The following is a 23,646-nucleotide window of genomic DNA, read 5'->3' as shown; positions in this document are numbered from 1 at the left end:
GGGCACTCAGGCGCAGCCGCTTCACGCCTCGTCCCCGGCGCACAGGCGCGGCGTGGCGGCATCGCCAGCGTGCCAGGCGCATCGGGCCAATCCGGACGTCATCCCTCACTCCTTGCGGCAGGCGCCGGCGGAAAGCGCTCCCGCCGGCCTATCGACCAAGGTCGAGCGCCGATTAGACCATGGTGGTATACCTTACGAACCCAGGGTGTGCAGCGCACCACCCCATACCTTTCAATAGTTTCTAAAGGCTTTAATAATTTCATAAAACTTGGTCGACACCTCGAGGCCTCTATCCTCGGCAGCGTACCGCTCATCGGGGCAAGAATACCGCTTACCGACCTTTGGGCGAAAATCCTTGGGGAGCCAACCATGACTTCAACCGTGACGCAAACCGCGCCGTCCGACTCCGCGCGTCGAGACAGCTGGCTGTCGACGCCGATCTTCGGCATTCCCTTCCCACTCTTTGCCATCGCGACCGGGGTCCTCGTCGTCTCCATGGCGACGGACACGATACCCACCGGCATGATCGGCGCCCTGCTGGTCATGATGATCCTGGGCGAACTGATGGGGTTCATCGGCGATCGCCTGCCGATCGTCAAGAGCTACCTGGGTGGCGGCGCCATCCTGGCCATCTTCGGCGCTGCGGCGCTGGTCTACGTCCAATGGCTGCCGACAAGCGTCGTCGACAACGTGACACAGTTCATGAAGGGCGGTGGCTTTCTCAACTTCTACATCGCCGCGCTGATCACCGGCAGCATTCTGGGCATGGACTCCCGCGTCCTGGTCAAGGTCGGCTCGCGCTACGCCCTGCCGCTGATCTGCGCCGTACTGTTCGCCGCACTGTTCGCGATCGCCGTAGGCTGGGTCATGGGCTTCTCGCCCCAGGACGCGGTCGTGGTCATCACCCTGCCGATCATGGGCGGCGGCATGGGCGCCGGCGCGGTGCCGATGAGCCAGATCTATGAGCAACTGCTGGGCCAGCCGGCCAGCTACTACATCTCGATCCTGGTGCCGGCACTGGCGCTGGGCAACGTCTTCGCCATCATCATCGCCGGCCTGCTCAACGGCCTGGCCAATCGCATGCCGAGCCTGACCGGCAACGGCCAGATGATGCCGGGCGTCGAGATCGAAGAGCGCGAAAGCAAGCCGGAACTCTCCAAACTGGGTATCGGCGTCATCGCCGCACTGACCTTCTTCGTCGCCGGCGAGATCCTGGGCGGCTTCATTCCGCTGCATCCGTACGCGCTGATGATCATTCTGGTCGCCGTGCTCAAGATCGCCAACCTGGTGCCGGAATCGATCAACGACGCCGCGGCACAGTGGTTTCAGTTCGTCGCCAAGAACTGGACCTTCGCCCTGCTGTTCGGCATCGGCATCGCATACACCGACCTGGGCCAGGTGATCGACGCGATCTCCATCACCTACGTGATGATCGTCTTTGCCGTCGTGGCGGGCGCCGCCTTCGGCGCGGGCCTGGTCGGCAAGCTGGTCGGCTTCTACCCCATCGAGTCCGCCATCACCGCCGGCCTGTGCATGGCCAATATGGGCGGAACCGGTGACGTCGCCGTGCTCTCCGCCGCCAAGCGTATGCAGCTGATGCCGTTCGCGCAGATCTCCTCGCGCCTCGGCGGTGCACTGATCCTGCTGATCTCCAGCATCGTGGTACCGCTGTTCTTTACCTGACGACATGACCGCGGCAAGGAAAACGGCGCCTCCGTTATTGAACGGGGGCGCCGTTTCGATGAGTACCGGACGCTTCTCGGCGGAGGCTCAGCCTTCTTCCTCGTCGTCGGCGAGTTCACGACCGAAGCCGCGCCACTGAGCCAGGGTCATCACCTCGGTGCTCTCGGTCTGCAGGTCGTGCACGATCAGCAGCTCGCTTCGTTCCAGTTGCCGTTTGAGATCACGCACCCAGTCGTGCATGTCCGTCGTCACGTCGGTGGTGTCGTAGCCCTGCCGCGTGACGAACGTTTCCAGCAGTGCATCCAGCGTCTCCGCCGGCAGCATGCGATGCGGGATTTCGATAAAGCGTCCGCTCATGCGCCTGCCTCCCACTTTTCCAGCCGCCCGATGAATGTCGCCTCGTCGATCACTTCGACCCCGAGCTGCATGGCCTTCTCCAGCTTGCTCCCCGCCGCCTCGCCGGCGACCACCGCAGTGGTCTTCTTGGAGACGCTGCCGGCGACCTTGGCGCCCAGCGCCTGCAGACGCTCCTTGCCCTCGTCCCGCGTCATGCTCTCGAGGCTACCGGTGAGCACCCAGGTCTGGCCCGCCAAGGGCTGGGGACGCTCGGCCATCTCGACCTCTTCCCAGGTGACGCCGACGGCGATCAGATCGTCCAGCGCCTGCTGATTATGGGTCTGGCGAATGAAGGTGTGAACGTGATGGGCGACCACCGGGCCCACGTCATCAACCGCTTCCAGCGCGTCCAGCTCGGCGTGGCGCAGCGCCTCGAGGGAACCGAAATGGCGGGCCAGATTGGCCGCAGTAGTCTCGCCCACCTCGCGGATACCGATGGCATAGATGAAGCGCGCCAGCGTCGTCTGCTTGGCCGCCTCCAGGGCGTTGACCAGATTGTTGGCGGACTTCTCCGCCAGCCGCGGCAGCTCGGCGAGTCGCGCAGCCTCGAGTCGGAACAGGTCGGCGGGGGTCTCGACCCACTCGCGCTCGACCAGCAGATCGATCAGCTTCTCGCCGAGACCGTCGATATCCAGCGCGCGGCGGCTGGCGAAGTGCTTGAGCGCCTCCTTGCGCTGCGCCGGGCAGTAGAGCCCGCCGGAGCAGCGCGCATCGACCTCGCCGTCGAGTTTCTCGACCCGCGAGCCGCACACCGGACAGCTCTCCGGCAGAATGATCTCGCGGCCATCCGTCGGGCGCTGCTCGCTGACAACCTCGACCACTTTGGGGATCACGTCACCGGCGCGGTAGATTCTCACGCTATCGCCGATACGCAGATCCAGCCGCGCGATCTGATCCATGTTGTGCAGGGTGGCGTTGGAGACGGTCACGCCGGCGACCTGCACCGGCTCCAGCTTGGCCACCGGAGTCAGCTTGCCAGTGCGCCCGACCTGGAACTCGACGTCGAGCAGCCGCGTAACCTGCTCCTGGGCGGGATACTTGAAGGCAATCGCCCAGCGCGGCGCGCGTGAGACGAAACCCAGGATACTGTGATCGCTCAGCGCATCGAGCTTGATCACGGCGCCATCGATATCGTAATCAAGCGATTCGCGCTTCTCGCCCAGACGACGACAGAAATCGACCACACGCCCGATCCCCTCGACCACCGCCAGTTCTGGATTGGTGGGGATGCCCCAGCCCCGCAGCAGTGCCATGCGCCCGGAGTGAGTGTTCGCCACCTCGATATCGCTCTCAATCCGCGCCACCTGATAAGCGCAGAACTCCAGTGGACGCTGGTCGGTGATCGAGGGATCGAGCTGGCGCAAGCTGCCGGCGGCGGCGTTGCGCGGATTGGCAAATACCTTGTCCCCCTGTTCCAGCGCCCGCGCGTTGAGCACCTCGAAGCCGGAGTGGCGCATGTAAACCTCACCGCGAACTTCCAGCAGCGACGGCCAATCATCACCGCGCAGCCTGAGCGGGATCGAGCGCAGCGTCCGCAGGTTGTTGGTGATGTCCTCACCGGTATGGCCATCACCGCGCGTGGCACCGTAACGGAAATGGCCGTTCTCGTAGACCAGCGATACGGCCAGCCCATCCAGCTTGGGCTCACAGCAGAAGATCAACGATGCTTCGTCGCGCTCCAGCCCCTTGGCGGCACGCTTGCCGAAGGCCAGCAGTTCGTCTTCGTTGAGGGCATTGTCCAGCGACAGCATCGGCACCACATGCTCAATCTCGGGAAAACCGCTGTCGGGCTTGGCCCCGATGCGCTGGGTCGGGGAATCCGGCGTCACCAGCTCGGGATGATCGGCTTCCAGCGACTGCAACTCGCGCAGCAGCTTGTCGTACTCGGCGTCGGTGATCTGCGGCTGGTCTTCGACGTAGTAATGATAGTTGGCATCATCCAACTGCTGGCGCAGGGCACTGGCCCGTTCGCGGACCGCTGGGGGAATCTGGCTCATGGCGCTCGGTTCGATCGCTGCTCAAAAAGTGACACGCATTGTAGCGGAAGCGCGCCGTGGCTGCCGCAGCGCGGGGATATCCAGAGGCCGGAAACGACGACGGGGCCCGAAGGGCCCCGTCGTCACGTCCAGCTCGGCTCAGGCCGTTGCCAACTCAATTGGCCTGATAGCGATGCAGCCGATGGCGACGCTCGAACTCCTGCACGCGCTGGCGCGCGAATTCGATGGTCTGGGCGGTCATCACGCTGTGATTCTCGTCCTTCAGCTCACCGCCCAGGTTGCGCACCAGCACCATGGCGGTCTCCAGCATCGCCTCGAAGGCCGCCGCGGTATCATTGGCCCCCGGCAATGGCATCAGGAAGGTGACGCCCGGCGTCACGATCTCGTGCATCTTGTCGAGATCGAACACCCCCGGCTTCAGCACGTTGACCATCGAGAACTGCAGCTCACTATCGTCGGACTCGGTCTCGTAGCGATGGAAAATCCCCATCTCGCTGAAGCGCAAGCCACAGGCCAGCATCAGGTTGAGCAGCGTGGTACCGTCGAAGCCGGCTTCCGTTCTCGCCAGCACGCTGATGACGATGATCTCTTCGGAATGCGCCAGGGTCTCCCGGGCCCGAGCCGCACTCACATGATGGCGCTTGGCACGTTCGACGGCGGGATGCTGAGTCACCACATCGCTGCGTGGCGCATCTTCGGTCTCTTCCATCGGTGCCGAGGAGCGGGAGGCCAATTCGGATTCGGCACGCGACGCCGTCCGAGAGCGATCCTGCTGCTGGGTCACCTCCTGCTGATCAGCCATCCGGGCACCGGCATCGGCAACATGACCCTCGTCAGGCGGTACCAGCGTCGTGATCTGCAGACGACCGGGCGCCTCGGCATCGGCGACTTCCCGAGTGCCAAGATGGGGCTCTTCATGCCGCTCCGACGCTCTTGCGCGACTCTCTTCGGCCTCGCGCTTGGCGTCCTCGCGCCTGTGACTCAGGCGCTGGGCCGACTCGCTGACACGCTTGGCACCGGCACGAACGGCACTCTTCACATTGTTCGTCACATTGTGCTGCATGTCGGCGAACGAGGAACGAGGGCCGCGGTCGAGTATGCTGCTCTGCAGCTTCTCTTCCGGAATCCGCTCCTGGCGCTTGGGCTCGGCGGGCCTGATCGGCTCCGACCCATTGCCGCTGCGTTCGAACGTCGCAGGACGCAGGACACGTGCCCCTCCATTGGGCAATTCCCAGTTGACCTCGGCCTCGCGGGCCGCCTGTTCCGGATCCACTTCGGATCCATCGTCGACTCCATTGTCTCCAATCGCCCGATCTAGGCGTGGAACTCGACGTTGGCGCTGCAGGCGACGGAAGCCATCGATCACGATGGTCGCCACCAAAACCAGCCCCAGGATGATCAGCCACTCTCTTAGTTCCATGGGTCGTCTTGCCTGTTCGCGGTGCCACTATGCTGGAAGAGGACAACATGCATTCGGCATGTCGGCACTAGCATAGCGTGATTTGTCAAAAATGGGCTACTTTTTTTCTTTGTCAAGCAAAGTTTTGCCCATCAGCAATCACCCTTCAATTCCATCCGATGTCGAACATCCTATTACGTCGTTAGCCGGTTTGGCTATTTTTGCCAACGTCAGGACGCCTCCGCCATCGACGCTGCCTCATCCACACCCACGGATACCAGACGCGAAACGCCGGGCTCCTGCATCGTGACACCCATCAATCTCTCGGCAGCCTCCATCGCGATTTTGTTATGGGTGATGAAGATGAACTGTACGCTCTCGGACATTTCCTTGACCAGTTTGGCGTAGCGCCCCACGTTCGCATCGTCGAGGGGCGCGTCCACCTCGTCGAGCATGCAAAAAGGCGCTGGATTGAGCTGGAAGATGGCGAATACCAACGACAGTGCCGTCAGCGCTTTTTCTCCCCCGGACAGCAGATGAATGGTGCTGTTTTTCTTGCCCGGTGGGCGCGCCATGATCGCCACGCCCGTCTCCAGCAAATCCTCCCCCGTGAGGGTCAACCATGCGGCCCCACCACCGAAGACTCTGGGAAAAAGTGCCATCAGGCCACGATTCACTTCCTCGAAAGTCTGCTTGAAACGGGCCCTCGTCTCCTGGTCGATGCGTTTGATCGCACGCTCCAGCGTCTCGATCGCCTCGCTCAACTCGGCGTGCTGGGCCTCGAGATAGTCGCGCCGCTCGGCCTGCTGCTCGTACTCCTCGATCGCCGCCAGGTTGATGGCGCCGAGGCGCCGGATGCGCTCGCCGGTCTCTTCCAGGCGGGTCTGCCAGGCCGATTCCGTGGCATTGGGATCGAGGTTTTCCTGCAGCTCCCGCTCATCCTGCTGCTGCTCCGCCAGCGTCTCGCGCTGGGCATCCGCCTTGAGCGTCAGGGCCTGGACCTGCATCCGCGCTTCCTGCAGCCGCTGGCGGAGCCCTTCGAGATTGCGCTCGTGCTGCTGACGATCGATCTCGGTCTGGCGTAGCGTCTCGCCAATCTGGTTGGCCCGCTCCCGGCAGCGGTCGAGGGTGGACTCCTGCTGGGATCGCGTTTCGAGCAACCGCTCCAGGCGTTCACGCTGATCCTCGCCGGGTTCATGGAGCGTCTCCCGCTGCTCGCGCAGCAACTCGCAGCGTTCGTCGAGGCGGGCAAGCTGACCGCGGCTGCGCTCGATCTGCTGCTGAAGCTCGCCGCGCTGCGCCTCGAGGCGCTGGCGTTCGAGCGCCAGCTGCTGCTGGGTCTGACGCGTCTGCTGCTGTTGCTGACGAAGCTCCCCCAGACGCGCCTGGCTCTGCTCGCGGGCCGTCTGCAGCGTTTCGCGCTCGGCGCCGTTGGCTTCGACCCGGTCGAGCGCCTGCTGCCAACGCTCCCGCGCGGCTTCGAGCTCCAGCCGCTGTGTCGCGTGGCGGTCCTGGCTCTGCGCCTGCTCGGCTTCGCACTCCCGCAGCCGTGAAGCGACATGCTCGAGCCGGCTTTCGAGCGCTGCCAGCCGGGTCGACCGGGATTGACGCTGACCGGCGAGTTCCCGCTCTTCGTGGCGCAGCGCCTCCAGCGCCGCCTCGCAGCTATCGATCTCGGACTGCCAATGGACGATCTGCGAATCCCGCTCGACCAGCGTGGCGCCGAGCGCGGCGAGCTCTTCGACCAGCGCGTCGCGGCGTTGCCGCTGCAGCAACACGCTATCCGCGTTGGCGTCGTCACGACCGAGCCGCCGCGCCCAGCCGCGCCCCAGCCACAGACCGTCCCGGGTGATCACGCTGTGACCCGCGGGAAGATCGGCCGCCATCTGCCACGCGGCCGTCGCGTCGTCGGCGCAGTGAATCGCCGCCAGCAGCGTCGACAGCGCGCCGGCACCCTTGACCCGGGCTCCCAGCGATTCGGCAGGCGCGCTCTCCGCAGCCTGGAGCGACACCACCGGCAGCTCCCCGCTCGTCAACGAGGCCATCGGCTCGCGGGCCAGTTCCGGCTCGGCCAGGCGCGCCTTCAGCCAGGGCCCGAGCACCCAGGCGACGGTACGCTCCCAACCGGACGTGACTTCCAGGCTCTCGGCGACGCGTGGCGCACTGCCCAGCGGATGATCGGCGAGGTGTTCGGCCAGGCTGGCGTCGTCATCGTTGAGTGCCGCCTCGATCAGCGCCTCGAGCGACGCCACTTCGCCCTGGCAGCGATGCTGGCGCTCGCGCTCTCCATCCCTGGCCGCCTGCGCTGCGGCCTGGCCTTCGCGGGCACGCTCGCGGGACCGCTGGCGCTCCTCGCGGCGAATCTCCAGCGTCTGCTGCCGCTCGTCCAGTACGGCGAGGGCTTCCTGCAGCGAGGCTTTCTCCTCGTCGAGATCGCCGATGTCCGGCAGCTCCGATCGCTGCTGTCGGCGGCGCTCCAGCTCGCGGGTCAGCTCCTCGAGCTGACGTTCGAGTCGCTGAATCGTCTCCTGTTCGCGCTCGGCCCGGTGACGGGCGTCACGATCCTGCTCGCTGAACGCCTCCCACCGCTGCTGACACTCCTGTGCCGAAGCCTCGGCCTCCTCGAGCTGCGCCTCCAGCGTCAGCAACGCCTCATCGGCCATCTCGATCTCAGGGAGCAGCGTTTCGAGTCGGGTATCCCACTCGCCGCGACGCTCCTCGTCCTGTTCGATCAGTTGCGCCATGGCGTCCCGCTCCCGCTGCGCACTCTCCAGGTCACCGGAGAGCTGCTGCTGCCGCTGCCGGGCGTGCTCGAGAGACTGCTCCAGCCGGGCGATGTCGGCGCCGGTCTGGTAGAACGCGGCCTGGTGCGACTCCAGCTCGGCGGCCACGGCGTCGTGGGTCTCCCGGCCCTCCGCCAGCCGCGTCTCGCACTGGCGCTGCCCGAGAATCTCGCGCTCGACCTGGATCTCGCAGTCGCGAACGCGGGCTTCCTCCTCGCGCTGCTGGCTACGCAGGGCGCGTTCGCGCAGCACCGCCAGCTCGCCGCGCAGGCGATGCTCTTCGGCTTTCAGCGTGCGATAGCGCCTGGCAGCTTCGGCCTGACGCTTGAGCCGCTCGAGCTGCTTGTCGAGCTCCTCGCGAATGTCGTCGAGCCGTTCGAGATTTTCCTGGGTGCGTCGCAGGCGGTTTTCGGTCTCCCGCCGGCGCTCCTTGTACTTGGAGATGCCCGCCGCCTCTTCCAGCGTGTTGCGCAGCTCTTCCGGGCGGGCTTCGACGAGCCGGGAGATCATGCCCTGGCCGATGATCGCGTAGGAGCGCGGCCCGAGGCCGGTGCCGAGGAAGATGTCGGCGATATCGCGGCGGCGGCATTTCTGGCCATTGAGGAAGTAACTGGACTGCGCCTCGCGGGTCACCAGGCGCTTGACCGCGATCTCGTTGTATCCCGCGTAGGCGCCGCCGAGTTCGCCATCGCGATTGTCGAAGATCAGTTCGATGGAGGCCTGACCGATGGGGGAACGGCCGGTGGAGCCATTGAAGATGACATCGGTCATCGATTCGCCGCGCAGGGTCTTGGCGGAGGATTCGCCCATCACCCAGCGCACGGCATCGATGACGTTGGATTTGCCGCAGCCGTTGGGTCCGACGATGGCGGTCATGTTGCTGTCGAACGGCACGGTGACCGGATCGACGAACGACTTGAAGCCAGCCAGCTTGATGGACTTGAGGCGCATGCAGGGAAGAGAGCTCCGAAAACCGAGTGGGCGGCGGCAGGTCGCCGATGATGGCAACCCGCCACGGGTTTCGGCAGAGCCTAAGGCACCGCGTGATCGATATCCAGCGCCAACGTGCCCGAACCGGCTACCTCGACGTCGAGGCCGACCCCGTTGTCTCTCGTGTCGCGGCCAGCCACTGCTGGGCGACGGCGATCACCTTGCGCAGTGTCTGGCCGGAGCGGGCATCCTGATAACCGGCCATGGCGCCGCGCAGCGCGATCACGCCGATGTAGAGGAACAGCTGGATCAGCATCGAGGTCAGCCGCGCGTCCCAGGTCCACCAGGTCGGCACGCCCCACAGCGAGCCGCTGAACAGGCCGAGAGAGGTCATCGCCGCGCCGAACGGTGCCATCACGCTCGCGGCCATGTCGGCGACCTTGATCTTCCAGACCAGAAACACCGCGGAGGACAGGGCCATGGCAATGAACACGCTCTGGGCCAGAATCGCCGAGGGGACGTGTACATAGAGGATGCGATAGCTATCCCCCATCTGGTAATCGGGCGGCGACACCGCCAGCGCCGGACCCGCGACACCTCCCTCGATAACCGCCTTGACCGCACCGGCACCGAAGATCAATACCGGGACATAGAGCGGCAGTCCGAGAGCTCGCCACACTCGGCCGACGACATCATGACACGGCGAGTCCACCGATTTTTATCGGCTTGCCGATACCGCTTGCCTTGCTATGATGGCGACACCACCTCGGGAGAAGACGATGACAAACGCCGCACCGAGCTACCTCCAGCGCCAGCCGAACCTGCCGCTGATCGACGGCAACTGGGAACCCATCGACGCGACCGATCTGGTCGAGATACCGCTGCTCGGCCAGGTCGCCGCCGGGCTGCCGATGGAAGCCTGCCTCGACAACGCCACCGTCCACGTTCCAGCCAAGCTGGTGCGTCGCAACACCTATGCGCTGCGCGTCCGCGGCGACTCGATGATCGACAGCAACATCTTCGATGGCGACGTCATCATCATCGAGCGCTACGAGTCGGCGGAGAACGGCGAGACCGCCGTGGTGTTGATCAACAACCACGAAGTGACGCTGAAGAAGCTGTTCATCGAGAAGTCGGGCGTTCGCCTTCAGCCCGCCAACGACAGCATGCCGCCGATCTATCTGAAGAACGAGGACGTGCAGGTGCTGGGACTGGTCATGGGCGTGATGCGCAATCCCCCCCAGGCGGCGTGATGCGCTACCCCGTTCCCGATCTCCCCGCCGGAGAGAGACACGTCGAAACCCTCGAGATCGAAAGGAGCCGGTTCATCTGCTGGCTCTGCCACGCCCCCGACAACGCCGCCTTCGAGGCGCTGCTGCACGAGGCACGCCTTGCCTATCCGGATGCCAGCCATCACTGCTCCGCGTTCATCGCCGGCGCGCCCGGCGAACAGGTCGCGATCGGCTTCTCCGACGACGGCGAGCCGGGCGGTACTGCCGGACGACCCATGTTCCAGGCGCTGGAGGGTAGCGGCCTGGGCCAGGTCGGAGCAGTGGTGACGCGCTACTTCGGCGGCACCAAGCTGGGCACCGGCGGCCTGGTTCGCGCCTACACCCAGGCCGTTCTCAAGGCCCTCGACGCGCTGCCCAGGCGCCCTTTCACCGAACGCCGCGCGGTGGCGATCCAGGTCGATTTCAGCAACGAGGCGGAAGCCCGCCGCTGGCTGGCCGAGCACGACGTTCCCGTCGCCGCCGCCGATTACGATAGCCAGGGGGCGCGCCTGAGGCTGGCGTGGCCGGCCGATGACAGTCTCTCGCTGACGGCACTGGAGCAGCGCCTCAAGGGCGCGCTGGTGCGTCTCTGACCGAGACAGGCGGCGCTGGTCCGGCGATCCCTCGTCTAGCCTCTCTCTTCCACCCTCGTTCGATCCTCCTGGCAGGCCCCTCGCGCCACCTCGTGAGAGAGGCGGATATGCTCCTCGAGTAGCGCCCGAGCCGCCGGGACGTCGCGAGCCATGGCCAGCTCCACCAGTTGCCCGTGCTGGACGTTGAGCCGCTCCCGGATCGTGTCGTTGGCCGGCGCCATACGGCGATAGCGGTCGAACTGGTCGTGCAACTGCTCGATGAAGCGCAGCAGCCACGCCGAACCGCAGGGTTCGAGCAGGTGGCGGTGGAACTGGAGGTGCATCTGCTCCCAGTGTTCCAGCTGCCCCGGGGTCTCGTCGGCTCGCTTGAGGCGGTGGAACGCCGCCAGCAGGCCGGCTTCCCATTCGTCGCCGCCCGCCTGGAGCGCCTGCGTCAGCGCCAATCCCTCGAGTCGTCGTCGCAGATCGGCGATGTCGTCGAGTTCGGCACGCTTCAGTGCGGGGACCCGAAAGCCACGCTGATTCTCCTGCTCCAGCAGGCCATAGGCCGCCAGGCGATTCAGTGCCTCGCGCAGCGGGCTCAAACCCACCCCGTAACGCTGCCTGAGCGCGGTGATCGCCAGCTTCTGCCCCGCGGCGAAACGGCCATCGATCAAATCGCGCTTCAGCGCTGCGTACAGCTGGCTCGCCGTCATGTTGGCGGTGGCGACTTCAGCTCCCATAAAGAGTGACCTTCTGATTCGGTGGCGGAAACGCACTATCGCATCGACCCAGTGCCTTTCGCCAACCCGGGGCTTGACCTGCACGATAATACGACGCCATAGTAAAAAATCGATTTTTCATATCATAACCGATCAAAATCCATTTTCCCGTAAGACCTTCGGCATCCAACGCACCGCTTTACAATAATCCGGGTATCGCAATGTCCCTCGCGTTCGACCACAACAACCCCTTCCCTTCCCGCCGCAGCGCCACCTATGCCAGCCGCGGCATGGTGGCGGCCTCGCAACCCCAGGCCAGTCAGGCCGGGCGGGACATTCTCGCCCAGGGCGGCAACGCGATCGACGCCGCCATCGCGACGGCAGCCGTGTTGACCGTGGTCGAGCCCAGTGGCAACGGCATCGGCGGCGACGCCTTTGCGCTGGTGTGGCTGGCCGAGGGCCGCGACGGAGGCGGCAAGCTCCATGGCCTCAATGCCAGCGGGCATGCTCCCCAGCGGCTGACGCCCGAGGCGGTCGAGGCGGCAGGCCATGGCGAGATGCCCCTGCACGGCTGGACGCCGGTCACGGTCCCCGGCATCCCCGCCGCCTGGACGGAACTGTCGAGACAGCACGGCAGACTGGATTTCGCCACCCTGCTGGCACCGGCAATCCGTATCGCCCGGGAAGGCTTTCCCGTCTCCCCGGTCATCAGCCAACTCTGGCAGCGTGCCGAGATCGAGTTTCGCGCCAAGGCGGACGATCCCGCCATCGCCCCATGGCTGGAGGCCTTCGCGCCCAACGGACACGCGCCCCGCCCGGGCGAACTCCATCGCAACGAGGCCCAGGCAAGAACCCTGGAAGCGCTGGCCGAGAGCCGCTGCGAGAGCTTCTACCGCGGCGAGCTGGCGCAGAAGATCGATGCCTTCTCCCGGGCGACGGGCGGCTATCTGCGCGCCGACGACCTGGCCGACTATGCGCCGGAGTGGGTCGACCCGATCTCGGTCAACTATCGCGGCTTCGATGTCTGGGAGATCCCGCCCAACGGCCAGGGCATGGTAGCGCTGATGGCGCTGCGGATGATGGAAGGGTTCGACGTCACGGTGCGCGACGACCCGCAACTGCTGCATCGCCAGTTGGAGGCGATGAAACTCGCCTACACCGACGGTCATCATCACATCACCCAGGCCGAGCACATGCGCACCAGCGTCGCCTCGCTGCTGAGCGACGAGTACGCCGACACCCGTCGCCGGCTGATCGGCGAACGGGCCATCGACCCCGAACCCGGCCAGCCGCAGGCCGGCGGCACGGTCTACCTGGCCACCGCCGACGACGACGGCAACATGGTCTCCTATATCCAGAGCAACTATCACGGCTTCGGTTCCGGCGTGGTGGTGCCGGATACCGGTATCTCGCTGCAGAATCGTGGCCACGGCTTCAGCCTGGATGCCGATCACATCAACGTGCTGGCGCCCGGCAAGCGAACCTTCCACACCATCATCCCCGGCTTCCTGACCCGGGGCGACACCGGGCTCGGTCCGTTTGGCGTGATGGGGGGCTTCATGCAGCCCCAGGGGCACATGCAGGTGGTGATGAACCTGGTCGATTTCGGTCTCAACCCGCAGGCGGCGCTGGACGCGCCGCGCTGGCAGTGGATGGGCGGACGCCGGATCGGCGTCGAGCCCGGCTATCCGATGCACCTGATCCGCGCGATGTCCGAGCGCGGTCACCGGATGACGGTTGCCGTGGATACCACCGCCTACGGTCGCGGCCAGGTCATCCTCCGCGATCCCGTCAGCGGCATCTACTGCGGAGGCACCGAACCGCGCACCGACTCCAGCATCGCGGTGCTCTGAGCCATGCCCTCATCCTTGACGACTCAGCGTCGCCTGTTCATGGCCTTTCTGCGTATCGGTCTGCTCGGCTTCGGCGGCGGCCCCTCGATGATCCCGCTGGTTCGCGCCGAAGCGGTCACGCGCTATCAGTGGATGAACGATGAGGAGTTCGGCGACGTGCTGGCCATCGGCAATACGCTGCCCGGCCCCATCGCCACCAAGATGGCCGGCACCATCGGCTATCGGGTCGGCGGGGTACTGGGCTGTATCAATGCCGTCGTCGCCGTCATCGTGCCGTGCATCGTGGCGATGATGGTGCTCCTGGGGCTGTTCACCCGCTATCGCGACCAGCGCTGGATCCAGGGCATGAGCGAGGGCGTCGTGCCGGTGGTGATGGTGATGATGGCCCAGCTGACATGGGACTTCTTCCACAAGTCCCGCGTCGTGCTCGGCTGGATCGCGACCCTGATCATGGGCGTGGTCGCCGGCGGCCTGATCTACGGACTCGGCATCCATCCGGGCCTGGTGATCGGCGCGATCCTCGTCGCCGCGCTGCTGCGACCGGAGCGGCGGCGCGAGCGCAGCGGGGAGGCCAAGCCATGATCTACTGGGATCTGTTCCTGGCGTTCTTCATCCCCAACATCGTCGGCTACGGCGGGGGACCGGCGATCATTCCCCTGGTCGAGAACGAAGTCGTCGGCCGCTACGGCTGGATGAGTTCCCAGCAGTTCGCCGAGACCCTGGCACTGGGCAACACCCTACCCAGCCCGATCGCCACCAAGATGGCCGGCTATATCGGCTACGACGTCGCCGGGATCGGCGGCAGCCTGGTGGCGACCTTCGCCACGGTCGCCCCCTCGCTGATCCTGATGCTGGTAGCGCTGGGAACACTGTATCGCTATCGAGATTCGATCAAGGTCAAGTCGATGAGCCAGTGGGTCAGGCCGGTGATCATGGTGCTGATGGGCTATCTCACCTGGTCGTTTCTCGGCGAGGGCGTCCATGATGCCGGCTGGATCCACACCGCCATCATCGCCGCGATCGCCGTCGTCATGCTGTGGCGACTCAAGCTCCACCCGGTATGGGCCGTCGTCGTCGGGCTGGTCTATGGCGGATTTCTACTCGGCTGAGCGGCGGGAACCGACCACCGCTTGGCGAGGCAATGGCAACACCCCTGAGAAAGGCAAGGATCCAGAACAACAAGAGCAACAGACACGACGTCAAAACCAACAGACCAACAAGGACAACACATGTTCTACGACGGACTTCACCAGATGGCCCGGGGCAGACTGGGCCGAGCGCTTTCATCCAGCGGCGCGATCGCCTCCCTGACCCTGGGTCTGGCCGCCGGCGGCCTGGCGGCCAGCCAGGCCGTATACGCCGACGACTACCCCGACCACGCCATCGAATTCATCGTGCCCTGGTCGCCGGGTGGTGGCAGCGACGCCTTGATGCGCATCATCTCCAACGCGGCCCAGGAGACCTTCGGACAGCCGATGCCGGTGATCAACATGCCCGGCGTCAGCGGCACCATCGGCCTCAAGGAGCTCGCCCAGAAAGACCCCGACGGTTACACCGTGGGCCAGATTCACGAGGGCCTGATGGCCGCCAACGCCACCGGCCTGACGACGCTCGACTGGGACGATTTCCAGCCGATCGCCTCGCTGGCCTCGTCGCCGCAATATCTGGTGGTCAACGCCGACAGCGACTGGAAGACCTTCGAGGAGTTCGCCGAGTACGCCAAGGCCCACCCCGGCGAGATTCGAGTCGGTGCCACCCTCGGCGGCATTCCCCATGTCCATGCGGCGATGATCGAGGACGCCATCGGGGCCCAATTCCGCTATGTGGGTTTCGAGGGGACCGGCGCGCGCATTCGTTCGCTGGTGGGCGGCCATATCGATGCCTCGATCGGCGATATCTCCTCGAGCCTGGAGTTCGTCAAGAATGACGACCTGCGGTTTCTCGCCGTGGGCAGCAAGGAGCGTCTCGAGCAGACGCCCGACGTACCCACCTTCAAGGAGCTCGGTTACGACGACCTCAAGCTGAGCATCAACCGCGGCATCGTCGCGCCCAAGGGGATCGACCCGGCCAAGGTTGAAACATTGGCCAAGGGGTTCGAAACCCTGTCCCGGAATCCGGAGTTCATCTCTCGGGTCAACAAGGCCGGTGCCGAGGTCGAGTTCATGGGGCCGCAGGCTTACGCCGACTACCTGGCTGACGTCGACGCAACCATCAAGCGCCTCTCGGGCAAGTTGGCACGATGAACGACGCCACCGATACGGCCTCCCGCCCCGGGCGGGAGGCCAGCAGCGAGCGTGGCATGGCGCTGGCCAACGTCATCTTCAACGCCGTGCTGGCAGCGCTCTTCGTCGGCCTGTTCGTGCAGGCCGGCGATCTGCCGTCGTCGATGTGGGAACCGCTGGGTGCCGGATCGTTCCCCCGGCTGATTCTGGGCGCGTTGATCATCTTCAACCTGGCGATCGTGGTCCAGTCGGCGATGGCCCTGCGCCAGACCGACCAGGCGACGAGCGAGGGAGCTGGCCGCTGGTTCGCACAGCGGCGCCTGGCCTTCGCCACGCTGGCAGCCTTCTGCGTCTATGCGCTACTCATGCCGTGGATCGGCTTCGCGCTGGCGTCCCTGCTGTTCCTGCTGGCCGTCCAGATCATCCTGGGTGCACGCCGCGGTCGCCGGCTGCTGATCGCGTGCCTGGTTGCGGCGGTCTTCGGCCTCGGGCTCTATGCGCTGTTCAGCCACGTGTTCCTGATTTCGCTCCCCCCGGGCCGCCTGTGGTAGCGGTAAACGGTAGCCCGAAGACCCACTCCGTAAAGATCGACAGCCCCATGCCAACAACTCCAATGGGCCAAGAGAGTTCTCCATGACGATGACCGATGCGCTGCTCTCCAGCGTCGAACAACTGTTTTCGCTGGCGACGCTCGTCAGCATGATGATTGGCGTCATGGCAGGTGTCGTGGCCGCCGCCATACCCGGCTTCACGATCACCATGGCGATCGTGCTGACCCTGCCGGTCACCTTCACCATGCCGCCGCTGCAAGGCGTCGCCACGATGCTCGCGGTCTATGTCGGCGGCGGCTCGGGCGGGCTGATCAGCGCCGCCCTGCTGGGCATTCCCGGTGCGCCCTCCGCGGTGGCGACGACGTTCGACGCCTACCCCATGGCGCGCAAGGGCGAGCCCGGCCGGGCGCTGGCGCTGGGGATCTGGGCCTCGTTCTTCGGCGCGCTGATCAGTGCCGTGGTGCTGATCGTCGCCGCGCCGCCACTGGCGATGATCGCCGTCAAGCTCGGCCCCTGGGAGTACTTCTCGCTGATCCTGTTCGCCGTGACGGTAGTGGCGAGCCTGGTCGGCAAGTCGATCCTCAAGGGGTTGATGATGAGTCTGCTGGGGCTGTTCGTCGCCACGGTGGGTCAGGATCCGATGATGGGCGTGCCGCGCTTCACCTTCGGTGTCGACGTACTGGCGGCCGGCATTCCGTTCCTGGTGGTACTGATCGGCATCTTCGCGGTCAGCCAGCTCGCCAGCGAGGTCGAGAACCCGACGGCACTCCAGCGCGGGGAGTCGCTGGTCAGCGGCAAGCTGCATTTCCGGCCGCTGGCCGTGATGCGCGAGGTGCTGAGCCGGCCGGGCAACCTGCTGCGCTCGTCGATGCTGGGTGTGGTCATCGGCGCGGTACCCGGCGCCGGCGGCAGCATCGCCAACCTGATCGCCTACGACCAGGCCAAGCGCGCCTCGAAGACCCCGGAACGTTTCGGCACCGGCATCGCCGACGGCGTGGTCGCCTCGGAGTCCGGCAATTCCGCCACCGCCGGCGGCGGGCTGATACCGATGATTGCGCTGGGCATTCCCGGCAGCGCCGTCGATGCCGTGCTGATGGCGGCGTTGATGGTACAGGGCGTCAGTGTCGGCCCCCGCCTGATCATGGACAGTGCGGATCTGGTCTATGGCATGTTCCTGGCGATGTTCCTGGCCGCCGGCATGGTGCTGGCGTTCTGCCTGATCAGCATGCGCTGGTTCCTGCGGATCACCGAGATCCCCAAGTCGATCATCGTGCCGGTGGTACTGGTCTGCTGCGCCGTTGGCGCCCTGGCGCTCAACAATCGCATCACCGACCTCTACCTGCTGATCGGCGTTGGCCTGGTCGGTTATCTGCTGGCGAAGCTCGACTATCCGCTGGCGCCGCTGGTACTGGGCGTCATCCTCGGGCCGATTGCCGAGACCAACCTGCGTCGCGCACTGATGGCCGACGAAGACTGGACGCTGTTCTTCACCCGACCGATTTCGGCCGGGCTGCTGATCCTGGCCGTACTCTCCGTGGTATTTACCGTTCGGCGCCTCCTCCAGCAGCGGAAGATTGCCCGGACCTGAGCCCGCACGCGGCCGTTTCGCCCCCTCCGCCGGGGGCCCTCACCGGGGCATGGCATACCGCCACGATTGTGCTAGTTTAGCGCCCGCCAGATCCTTGGAGGCCGCATGGCACGACACCACTTTTCCGTACCCACCAACGCCTCCCCACGCGGGCGCATCGGTCTGGCGCCCATGGAGGGCGTCATCGATGCCGACACTCGCGCCCTGCTGAGCGAGGATGGCGCGCTTGACTGGTGTGTCACCGAGTTCGTGCGTGTCGTCGACGCCAGATTGCCGCCTCGGGTATTCCTGCGCCACTGCCCCGAGCTGGCTTCGGCGGGCGCCGCCGGGCCGATCACACCTTCCGCCACCCCGGTCACGCTGCAACTGCTGGGCTCCGACCCGCAGGCCCTGGCGGCCAACGCCGAGCAGGCGATCGCCCAGGGCGCCACGCGTCTCGATCTCAACTTCGGCTGCCCGGCCAAGACCGTCAACCGCCATGATGGTGGCGCCTCGCTGCTGAGAACGCCGGAGCGCGTGTACGCCGTGGTCGACGCGGTGGCCGAGGTGGGCCAACGGCATGGTGTTTCGGTCAACGCCAAGCTGCGGCTCGGCTTCGACGACAAGCAGTTGGCGCTGACCTGCGCGCAAGCGGCCGAGGCCGGCGGTGCCGGGGAGCTGGTAGTTCACGCCCGTACCCGGCGCGAGGGCTATCGACCGCCCGCCCACTGGGAATGGATCGCCCGGATCCGCGCAGAAGTCGGCGTGCCGGTGGTGGCCAACGGGGATATCTGGTCGCTCGAGGACTACTGGAAGGCGCGCACGCTGTCAGGCTGCCGTGACGTCATGCTGGGGCGCGGCATGCTGGCAGACCCCTGGCTGGCGCGGCGCATCCGCCACTGGCTGGAAACCGGCGGCGAACGACTGGCGCCGACGCCGTGGTCGGCTCGCAGCGCCCTGCTGATCCGCTATGCCGAAGCCAAACGCGGCGCAGGAATGCCGGAGAAGGTCATCGTGTCACTGCTGAAACAGTGGCTCAACATCATGCGGGGTCGAGACCCCGAGGCAGCCACGCGCTTCGTGGCATTGCGACGGGAAACCGCGCTGGCGCCCTTTGTTGCCGGATTGAGCGACCTCGGGTCGAAGTCGGACTCGGCCCACTCAGGTCCGTCGGCTCGCGCCTCTGCGACGATGGCGACCTAGAGCGACGGCCCTACAAACGAAAACCCCCGCGCCAGAGGCACGGGGGTTTTCGATGGTATGGCGCGCCCGGGAGGATTCGAACCTCCGACCCCCTGATTCGTAGTCAGGTACTCTATCCAGCTGAGCTACGGGCGCTTGATCCACGTCTCTTTCACACAGTGCCGATCGTGTTCTTCGCGCTTGCGAAAATGGCGGAGAGGGAGGGATTCGAACCCTCGATAGGGCTATAAACCCTATACTCCCTTAGCAGGGGAGCGCCTTCAGCCACTCGGCCACCTCTCCCCGATCAGCACGGCGCGTAGATTACCGATTCCGTTTGGCCTTGTCCAGCCGATAGGCCAAAAAAATTCCCAAAAACCTTAGAGGATGAAGAAGTTACCGCAAGGCTGGCGCCACAGGGGCGAGTATGGAAGAGCGAGGGAGAGTTCCAGAGAAAGCCCGAGCCGATAAAGGGGACGACTTCACCAGCCCAGACGGTACCAAAGCGCCTATCCAGCACTCACGCGCCAGGATCGCCGTCTTCGTCCTCGGATTTCTCACGCTGGATGCGCTGATAGATCTCTTCACGGTGGACGGCCACATCCTTGGGCGCATTCACGCCAATACGCACCTGATTCCCTTTCACTCCCAGAACCGTGACGGTAATGTCGTCGCCGATCATGAGAGTCTCTCCCACGCGACGGGTCAGGATGAGCATTATCTGATCTCCTTCTCAGGGCCTTCTTCCATTCTCGGGTCAAGCTCTCGGGCCTCCTGCAAGGCAGGTCTGCCACCCGAGGAGCGATTATGCGTCATACGGGCCCTCAGGCCAATGACGCCATTCCATGAAAACCCGTGGCATCGTTGAAAGAGTGCATGTTTCCTTCGCTTTCTTCCAACTCCCCCTTAGCGTAGAACGCCTGGGCCATTCGTGAAGGCGTTATTCGATCATTCGCTTTGAATACTGTCCTTGTCGAGGCCAAAGGCGGTGTGCAGCGCTCGCACCGCAAGCTCCATCGCCTTCTCGTCGATCACGACGGAAATCTTGATCTCCGACGTCGATACCATCCGGATGTTGATGTTCTCTTCGGAGAGAACGCGGAACATCTTGGACGCGACGCCGGCGTGGGAACGCATGCCGACGCCGACCAGCGAAACCTTGGCGATGTTCTCGTCGCCCCGCAGGTCGCCGCCACCCAGGGCCGGGATGACGTCGTTCTGCAGAATCCGCATGGTCTGCTTGTAGTCGCCCTTGGCAACGGTGAAGGTGAAGTCGGTGTAGTCGCCCGCCGGCGCCACGTTCTGGACGATCATGTCGACTTCGATATTGGCATCGGCGATCGGGCCCAGAATTCTCGACGCCACGCCGGGAACGTCGGGCGTGTTGAGCAGCGTGAGCTTGGCCTCGTTCGCGGTGAAGGCGATACCGGAGATGAGCGGTTCTTCCATCGATTCGAATTCCTCGTCTGCCACGATCAGCGTGCCCGGACCTTCCTCGAAACTCGAGAGCACGCGTAACGGTACGTTGTATTTGCCGGCGAACTCCACCGCCCGGATCTGGAGAACCTTGGAGCCCAGACTCGCCAGCTCCAGCATCTCTTCCACCGTGATCTTCTCCAGGCGCTGCGCCTTGGAGCAGACCCTGGGGTCCGTGGTGTAAACGCCGTCCACATCGGTATAGATCTGGCACTCGTCCGCGTTCAGTGCCGCGGCCAGCGCAACGCCGGTGGTGTCCGAGCCGCCGCGCCCCAGGGTAGTGATGTTGCCCTCCTCGTCGACCCCCTGGAAACCCGCCACGACCACTACCTGGCCGTCATCCAGATCATCCTGGAGTTCATCGGTCTCGATACGCTGGATGCGTGCCTTGGTATGCGCGCTATCGGTGCGAATGCCCACCTGGGCGCCGGTGTAGGAGGTCGCCGGCACACCCAACTGGTGCAGGGCCATGGCCAGCAGCGAAATGGTGACCTGCTCCCCGGTCGAGACCAGCATGTCCATCTCGCGCGGCGTCGGATCCTCGTTGATCTGACTGGCCAGGCCGATGAGGCGATTGGTCTCGCCGCTCATCGCCGATACCACGACGACGACCCGATGCCCGGCGTCGCGATCACGCTTGACCTTCTCGGCCACGGCCTTGATCCGCTCCACCGAGCCGACCGATGTGCCTCCGAATTTCTGTACGTATAGCGCCATGAGTCTGCTCAATGCTCCCTAGCGTTGTCGACCGGCGCTGGCGCCGGTCGTGAATGCATTTAGGCCAGCCGCTCGGCAATCCAGGCTGGCACGCTCTCCAGCGCCGCCGGCAGCCGTGCCGGATCGCTGCCGCCAGCCTGGGCCATGTCGGGGCGCCCGCCCCCCTTCCCACCGACCTGCGCAGCGACGTGGTTGACGAGCTCGCCGGCCTTGACCTTGGCGACCAGATCGTCGGTCACTCCAGCGATCAGGCTGACCTTGCCTTCCTGGGCCGTCGCCAGCACCAGCACGCCAGACCCCATCTTCTGCTTGAGCTGGTCGTGCAGCCCCCGCAGGTCCTTGCCGGAGACCCCCTCGAGCTGGGTCGCCAATACCCGGACCCCTTCGACCTCCTGCGCCTTCCCGAGCAGATCGCTACCCGCCGCGCTGGCCAACTTGGCCTTGAGACGCTCGAGTTCCCTTTCCAGCCCCCGCTGTCTCTCGAGCACGGCATCCAGTCGCTCGACGATCTGCTCCGGCCTGGCTTTCAGGCGCTCGCCGACCGTATTGAGCTCACGCTCCTGCGCGGCGAACCACGCCATCGCCGCCTCGCCGGTGATCGCCTCGATACGTCGCACACCCGCCGCGGTGCCGGACTCGGAAACGATATGGAACGGCCCGATGTCACCACTGCGGGCCACGTGCGTCCCACCGCAAAGCTCGATCGAGAAGTCGTCGGCGCCGATCGTCAGCACGCGCACGCTATCGAGGTACTTGGCTTCGAACAGGGCGCGGGCGCCCCTCGCCTTGGCCTCGTCGAGCGTCATCAGCTCGGTCCGTGTCGGCGCGTTGGCCAGGATCTGAGCATTGACGATGCGCTCGACCTGCGCCAGCTGCTCCGGGGTGAGCGGCTCGAAATGGCTGAAATCGAAGCGTAGACGTTCGGCGCTGACCAGCGAACCCTTCTGCTGGACATGATCGCCGAGGGTCAACCGCAAGGCTTCATGGAGCAGGTGGGTCGCCGAGTGGTTGCGCATGGTTGCCAGTCGCAGCGCAGGATCCACCTGCGGCGCGAGCCTCTCGCCGACGGTCACGCGCCCCCCGACCATCACGCCTTCGTGGAGATGATGCCCCGCCTGCTTGCGCGTGTTGGTCACCTGGAAGCGGCCACCGTCGGTTTGAAGATAGCCGGTATCGCCCACCTGACCGCCCGACTCGGCATAGAAAGGTGTGCGATCCAGCACGATGACACCCTTCTGGCCCTCCTCGAGCGCCGCAAGCGCATTGCCCGCTTCATCGACGATCGCCGTTACCTTCGACGAATCCTCGAGCCGATCGTAACCGGTAAACTCGGTGCTGCCCTCGAGCTCGAGCGCGGCACCATAGTCGCCGCCGAACTGGCTCGCGGCACGCGCCCGCTGGCGCTGCGCCTCCAGCTCGCGCTCGAACCCTGCCTGGTCCAGCATCACGCCGCGTTCGCGGCAGACGTCGGCAGTCAGGTCGAACGGGAAGCCGTAGGTGTCGTAGAGCTTGAAGATGGTTTCGCCTGGCAGAACGTCGTCTTCGAGCGCCGAGAGCGCCTCTTCGAGCAGCTTCATGCCGTGATCCAGCGTCCGCGCGAACTGCTGTTCCTCCTTCAGCAGTACCCGCTCGATCTGATCGCGGGCCTGGCGCAGCTCTGGGTAGGCCTCGCCCATCTCGGCATCCAGCGCCGCCACCAGCTTGTGGAAGAACGGCTCGCTGGCGCCCAGCTTGTGCCCATGGCGTACCGCACGACGGATGATGCGACGCAGCACGTAGCCACGCCCTTCGTTGGACGGCAGCACCCCGTCGACGATCAAAAACGCGCAGGAGCGGATATGATCGGCGATGACCCGCAGCGACGGCGTCTTGATGTCGTCGTGGCCGGTCACTTCGGACGCGGCCAGCAGCAGGTTACGGAACAGGTCAATCTCGTAGTTGGAGTGGACGCCCTGCATCACCGCAGCCATGCGCTCCAGCCCCATGCCGGTATCGATCGACGGCTTGGGCAGCGGATTCATGTTGCCGGAGGCGTCGCGGTCGAACTGCATGAAAACGAGGTTCCACACCTCGATGTAGCGATCCCCGTCCTCTTCCGGGCTTCCCGGCGGGCCGCCCCAGACCTCCGGGCCGTGGTCGTAGAAGATCTCCGAGCAGGGGCCGCAGGGGCCGGTGTCACCCATCTGCCAGAAGTTGTCCTCGTCCAGACGGGAGATTCGCTCACGCGGAAAGCCGATCTCGTTGACCCAAATCTCTTCGGCCTCGTCATCTGATACATGACAGGTCACCCAGAGACGCTCTTTGGGTAGGCCCAAAGTGACAGTC

19 protein-coding genes and 2 tRNA genes are annotated in these 23,646 nt (G+C 65.2%); 10 read left to right on the top strand and 11 right to left on the bottom strand.

The annotated features are described in order from the left end of the window. The first annotated feature begins 369 nt into the window (after positions 1 to 369). Positions 370 to 1,683 (top strand): 2-hydroxycarboxylate transporter family protein, encoded by a 1,314-nt coding sequence (locus AC3AYF_RS02630; RefSeq protein ID WP_295035288.1) that lies wholly within the window; start codon positions 370 to 372, stop codon positions 1,681 to 1,683. Between the two features lie 87 nt (positions 1,684 to 1,770). On the opposite strand, the gene AC3AYF_RS02625 is transcribed toward AC3AYF_RS02630, so the two are convergent. The 5 genes from AC3AYF_RS02625 to ccsA all read right to left on the bottom strand — a co-directional run bounded on the left by AC3AYF_RS02625 (position 1,771) and on the right by ccsA (position 9,867). Beyond that, positions 1,771 to 2,040 carry a YheU family protein gene (locus AC3AYF_RS02625; RefSeq protein ID WP_295035286.1) on the bottom strand — a complete coding sequence of 90 codons (270 nt, stop codon included), beginning with the start codon at positions 2,038 to 2,040 and terminating at the stop codon, positions 1,771 to 1,773. Next, a complete protein-coding gene (gene ligA / locus AC3AYF_RS02620; protein WP_487779370.1) occupies positions 2,037 to 4,076 on the bottom strand; it encodes an NAD-dependent DNA ligase LigA in 2,040 nt (679 codons plus the stop codon). The genes AC3AYF_RS02625 and ligA overlap by 4 nt, the downstream gene beginning before the upstream one ends. A gap of 154 nt (positions 4,077 to 4,230) precedes the next feature. After that, entirely contained in the window at positions 4,231 to 5,496 is a 1,266-nt protein-coding gene (zipA, locus tag AC3AYF_RS02615; protein ID WP_295035282.1) for a cell division protein ZipA, read from the bottom strand. Between the two features lie 209 nt (positions 5,497 to 5,705). After that, positions 5,706 to 9,209 carry a chromosome segregation protein SMC gene (gene smc, locus AC3AYF_RS02610; protein WP_487779369.1) on the bottom strand — a complete coding sequence of 1,168 codons (3,504 nt, stop codon included), beginning with the start codon at positions 9,207 to 9,209 and terminating at the stop codon, positions 5,706 to 5,708. Between the two features lie 127 nt (positions 9,210 to 9,336). Further along, positions 9,337 to 9,867 (bottom strand): cytochrome c biogenesis protein CcsA, encoded by a 531-nt coding sequence (ccsA, locus tag AC3AYF_RS02605; RefSeq protein WP_487779368.1) that lies wholly within the window; start codon positions 9,865 to 9,867, stop codon positions 9,337 to 9,339. Between the two features lie 100 nt (positions 9,868 to 9,967). Between ccsA and AC3AYF_RS02600 the strand changes: the two genes are divergently transcribed. After that, on the top strand, positions 9,968 to 10,441 hold the full coding sequence (locus AC3AYF_RS02600) for a LexA family protein (RefSeq protein ID WP_295035278.1): 474 nt from the start codon (positions 9,968 to 9,970) through the stop codon (positions 10,439 to 10,441). Continuing rightward, positions 10,441 to 11,052 (top strand): IMPACT family protein, encoded by a 612-nt coding sequence (locus AC3AYF_RS02595; RefSeq protein ID WP_295035276.1) that lies wholly within the window; start codon positions 10,441 to 10,443, stop codon positions 11,050 to 11,052. Before AC3AYF_RS02600 ends, AC3AYF_RS02595 begins: the two co-directional genes overlap by 1 nt. 35 nt (positions 11,053 to 11,087) lie before the next feature. Here the strand turns inward: AC3AYF_RS02595 and AC3AYF_RS02590 are convergent, their stop codons facing one another. Continuing rightward, positions 11,088 to 11,774: a GntR family transcriptional regulator gene (locus tag AC3AYF_RS02590; RefSeq protein ID WP_295035275.1), complete on the bottom strand. Its 687-nt coding sequence runs from the start codon at positions 11,772 to 11,774 to the stop codon at positions 11,088 to 11,090. A gap of 200 nt (positions 11,775 to 11,974) precedes the next feature. Here AC3AYF_RS02590 and AC3AYF_RS02585 point away from each other — a divergent pair, with 200 nt between their 5' ends. The 7 genes from AC3AYF_RS02585 (at position 11,975) to AC3AYF_RS02555 (ending at position 19,149) form a co-directional block, all read left to right on the top strand. Further along, positions 11,975 to 13,606, top strand: a complete 1,632-nt coding sequence (locus AC3AYF_RS02585) for a gamma-glutamyltransferase family protein (RefSeq protein WP_295035273.1) — start codon at positions 11,975 to 11,977, stop codon at positions 13,604 to 13,606. A gap of 3 nt (positions 13,607 to 13,609) precedes the next feature. Next, positions 13,610 to 14,188 carry a chromate transporter gene (locus AC3AYF_RS02580; RefSeq protein WP_295035272.1) on the top strand — a complete coding sequence of 193 codons (579 nt, stop codon included), beginning with the start codon at positions 13,610 to 13,612 and terminating at the stop codon, positions 14,186 to 14,188. Continuing rightward, on the top strand, positions 14,185 to 14,715 hold the full coding sequence (locus tag AC3AYF_RS02575; protein WP_295035270.1) for a chromate transporter: 531 nt from the start codon (positions 14,185 to 14,187) through the stop codon (positions 14,713 to 14,715). Before AC3AYF_RS02580 ends, AC3AYF_RS02575 begins: the two co-directional genes overlap by 4 nt. A gap of 120 nt (positions 14,716 to 14,835) precedes the next feature. After that, a complete protein-coding gene (locus AC3AYF_RS02570; protein ID WP_295035268.1) occupies positions 14,836 to 15,849 on the top strand; it encodes a Bug family tripartite tricarboxylate transporter substrate binding protein in 1,014 nt (337 codons plus the stop codon). Beyond that, complete coding sequence (locus AC3AYF_RS02565) at positions 15,846 to 16,379, top strand: tripartite tricarboxylate transporter TctB family protein (RefSeq protein ID WP_295035266.1); 534 nt, start codon at positions 15,846 to 15,848, stop codon at positions 16,377 to 16,379. The genes AC3AYF_RS02570 and AC3AYF_RS02565 overlap by 4 nt, the downstream gene beginning before the upstream one ends. 82 nt (positions 16,380 to 16,461) lie before the next feature. Then, positions 16,462 to 17,967, top strand: a complete 1,506-nt coding sequence (locus AC3AYF_RS02560) for a tripartite tricarboxylate transporter permease (RefSeq protein WP_295035264.1) — start codon at positions 16,462 to 16,464, stop codon at positions 17,965 to 17,967. Positions 17,968 to 18,138: 171 nt separating this feature from the next. Continuing rightward, the gene (locus AC3AYF_RS02555) at positions 18,139 to 19,149 is read left to right on the top strand and encodes a tRNA dihydrouridine synthase (protein ID WP_295035323.1); all 1,011 of its coding nucleotides are present in this window, start codon (positions 18,139 to 18,141) and stop codon (positions 19,147 to 19,149) included. A 58-nt stretch (positions 19,150 to 19,207) separates the two neighbouring features. Here AC3AYF_RS02555 and AC3AYF_RS02550 read toward each other — a convergent pair. The 5 genes from AC3AYF_RS02550 to alaS form a co-directional block, all read right to left on the bottom strand. Further along, positions 19,208 to 19,284 (bottom strand) — tRNA-Arg (locus AC3AYF_RS02550). A gap of 54 nt (positions 19,285 to 19,338) precedes the next feature. Continuing rightward, positions 19,339 to 19,431 (bottom strand) — tRNA-Ser (locus tag AC3AYF_RS02545). 217 nt (positions 19,432 to 19,648) lie between these two features. Beyond that, the gene (gene csrA, locus AC3AYF_RS02540; RefSeq protein ID WP_075570877.1) at positions 19,649 to 19,846 is read right to left on the bottom strand and encodes a carbon storage regulator CsrA; all 198 of its coding nucleotides are present in this window, start codon (positions 19,844 to 19,846) and stop codon (positions 19,649 to 19,651) included. A gap of 230 nt (positions 19,847 to 20,076) precedes the next feature. Next, a complete protein-coding gene (locus AC3AYF_RS02535; RefSeq protein WP_295035261.1) occupies positions 20,077 to 21,321 on the bottom strand; it encodes an aspartate kinase in 1,245 nt (414 codons plus the stop codon). A 59-nt stretch (positions 21,322 to 21,380) separates the two neighbouring features. Next, on the bottom strand, positions 21,381 to 23,646 hold a 2,266-nt coding region (gene alaS / locus AC3AYF_RS02530), incomplete at its 5' end, for an alanine--tRNA ligase (protein ID WP_487779367.1).

Source organism: Salinicola sp., assembly GCF_982684285.1.
This window is presented reverse-complemented; position numbering and strand designations above follow the sequence as displayed.

Coding starts and splice junctions, on each gene's coding strand:
- AC3AYF_RS02625 (WP_295035286.1), bottom strand. CDS start 2,040: ATGAGCGGACGCTTTATCGAAATCCCGCATCGCATGCTGCCGGCGGAG.
- ligA (WP_487779370.1), bottom strand. CDS start 4,076: ATGAGCCAGATTCCCCCAGCGGTCCGCGAACGGGCCAGTGCCCTGCGC.
- AC3AYF_RS02595 (WP_295035276.1), top strand. CDS start 10,441: ATGCGCTACCCCGTTCCCGATCTCCCCGCCGGAGAGAGACACGTCGAA.
- AC3AYF_RS02600 (WP_295035278.1), top strand. CDS start 9,968: ATGACAAACGCCGCACCGAGCTACCTCCAGCGCCAGCCGAACCTGCCG.
- zipA (WP_295035282.1), bottom strand. CDS start 5,496: ATGGAACTAAGAGAGTGGCTGATCATCCTGGGGCTGGTTTTGGTGGCG.
- AC3AYF_RS02630 (WP_295035288.1), top strand. CDS start 370: ATGACTTCAACCGTGACGCAAACCGCGCCGTCCGACTCCGCGCGTCGA.
- AC3AYF_RS02590 (WP_295035275.1), bottom strand. CDS start 11,774: ATGGGAGCTGAAGTCGCCACCGCCAACATGACGGCGAGCCAGCTGTAC.
- csrA (WP_075570877.1), bottom strand. CDS start 19,846: ATGCTCATCCTGACCCGTCGCGTGGGAGAGACTCTCATGATCGGCGAC.
- AC3AYF_RS02565 (WP_295035266.1), top strand. CDS start 15,846: ATGAACGACGCCACCGATACGGCCTCCCGCCCCGGGCGGGAGGCCAGC.
- AC3AYF_RS02535 (WP_295035261.1), bottom strand. CDS start 21,321: ATGGCGCTATACGTACAGAAATTCGGAGGCACATCGGTCGGCTCGGTG.
- AC3AYF_RS02560 (WP_295035264.1), top strand. CDS start 16,462: ATGACGATGACCGATGCGCTGCTCTCCAGCGTCGAACAACTGTTTTCG.
- smc (WP_487779369.1), bottom strand. CDS start 9,209: ATGCGCCTCAAGTCCATCAAGCTGGCTGGCTTCAAGTCGTTCGTCGAT.
- AC3AYF_RS02585 (WP_295035273.1), top strand. CDS start 11,975: ATGTCCCTCGCGTTCGACCACAACAACCCCTTCCCTTCCCGCCGCAGC.
- AC3AYF_RS02575 (WP_295035270.1), top strand. CDS start 14,185: ATGATCTACTGGGATCTGTTCCTGGCGTTCTTCATCCCCAACATCGTC.
- AC3AYF_RS02570 (WP_295035268.1), top strand. CDS start 14,836: ATGTTCTACGACGGACTTCACCAGATGGCCCGGGGCAGACTGGGCCGA.
- AC3AYF_RS02555 (WP_295035323.1), top strand. CDS start 18,139: ATGGAGGGCGTCATCGATGCCGACACTCGCGCCCTGCTGAGCGAGGAT.
- AC3AYF_RS02580 (WP_295035272.1), top strand. CDS start 13,610: ATGCCCTCATCCTTGACGACTCAGCGTCGCCTGTTCATGGCCTTTCTG.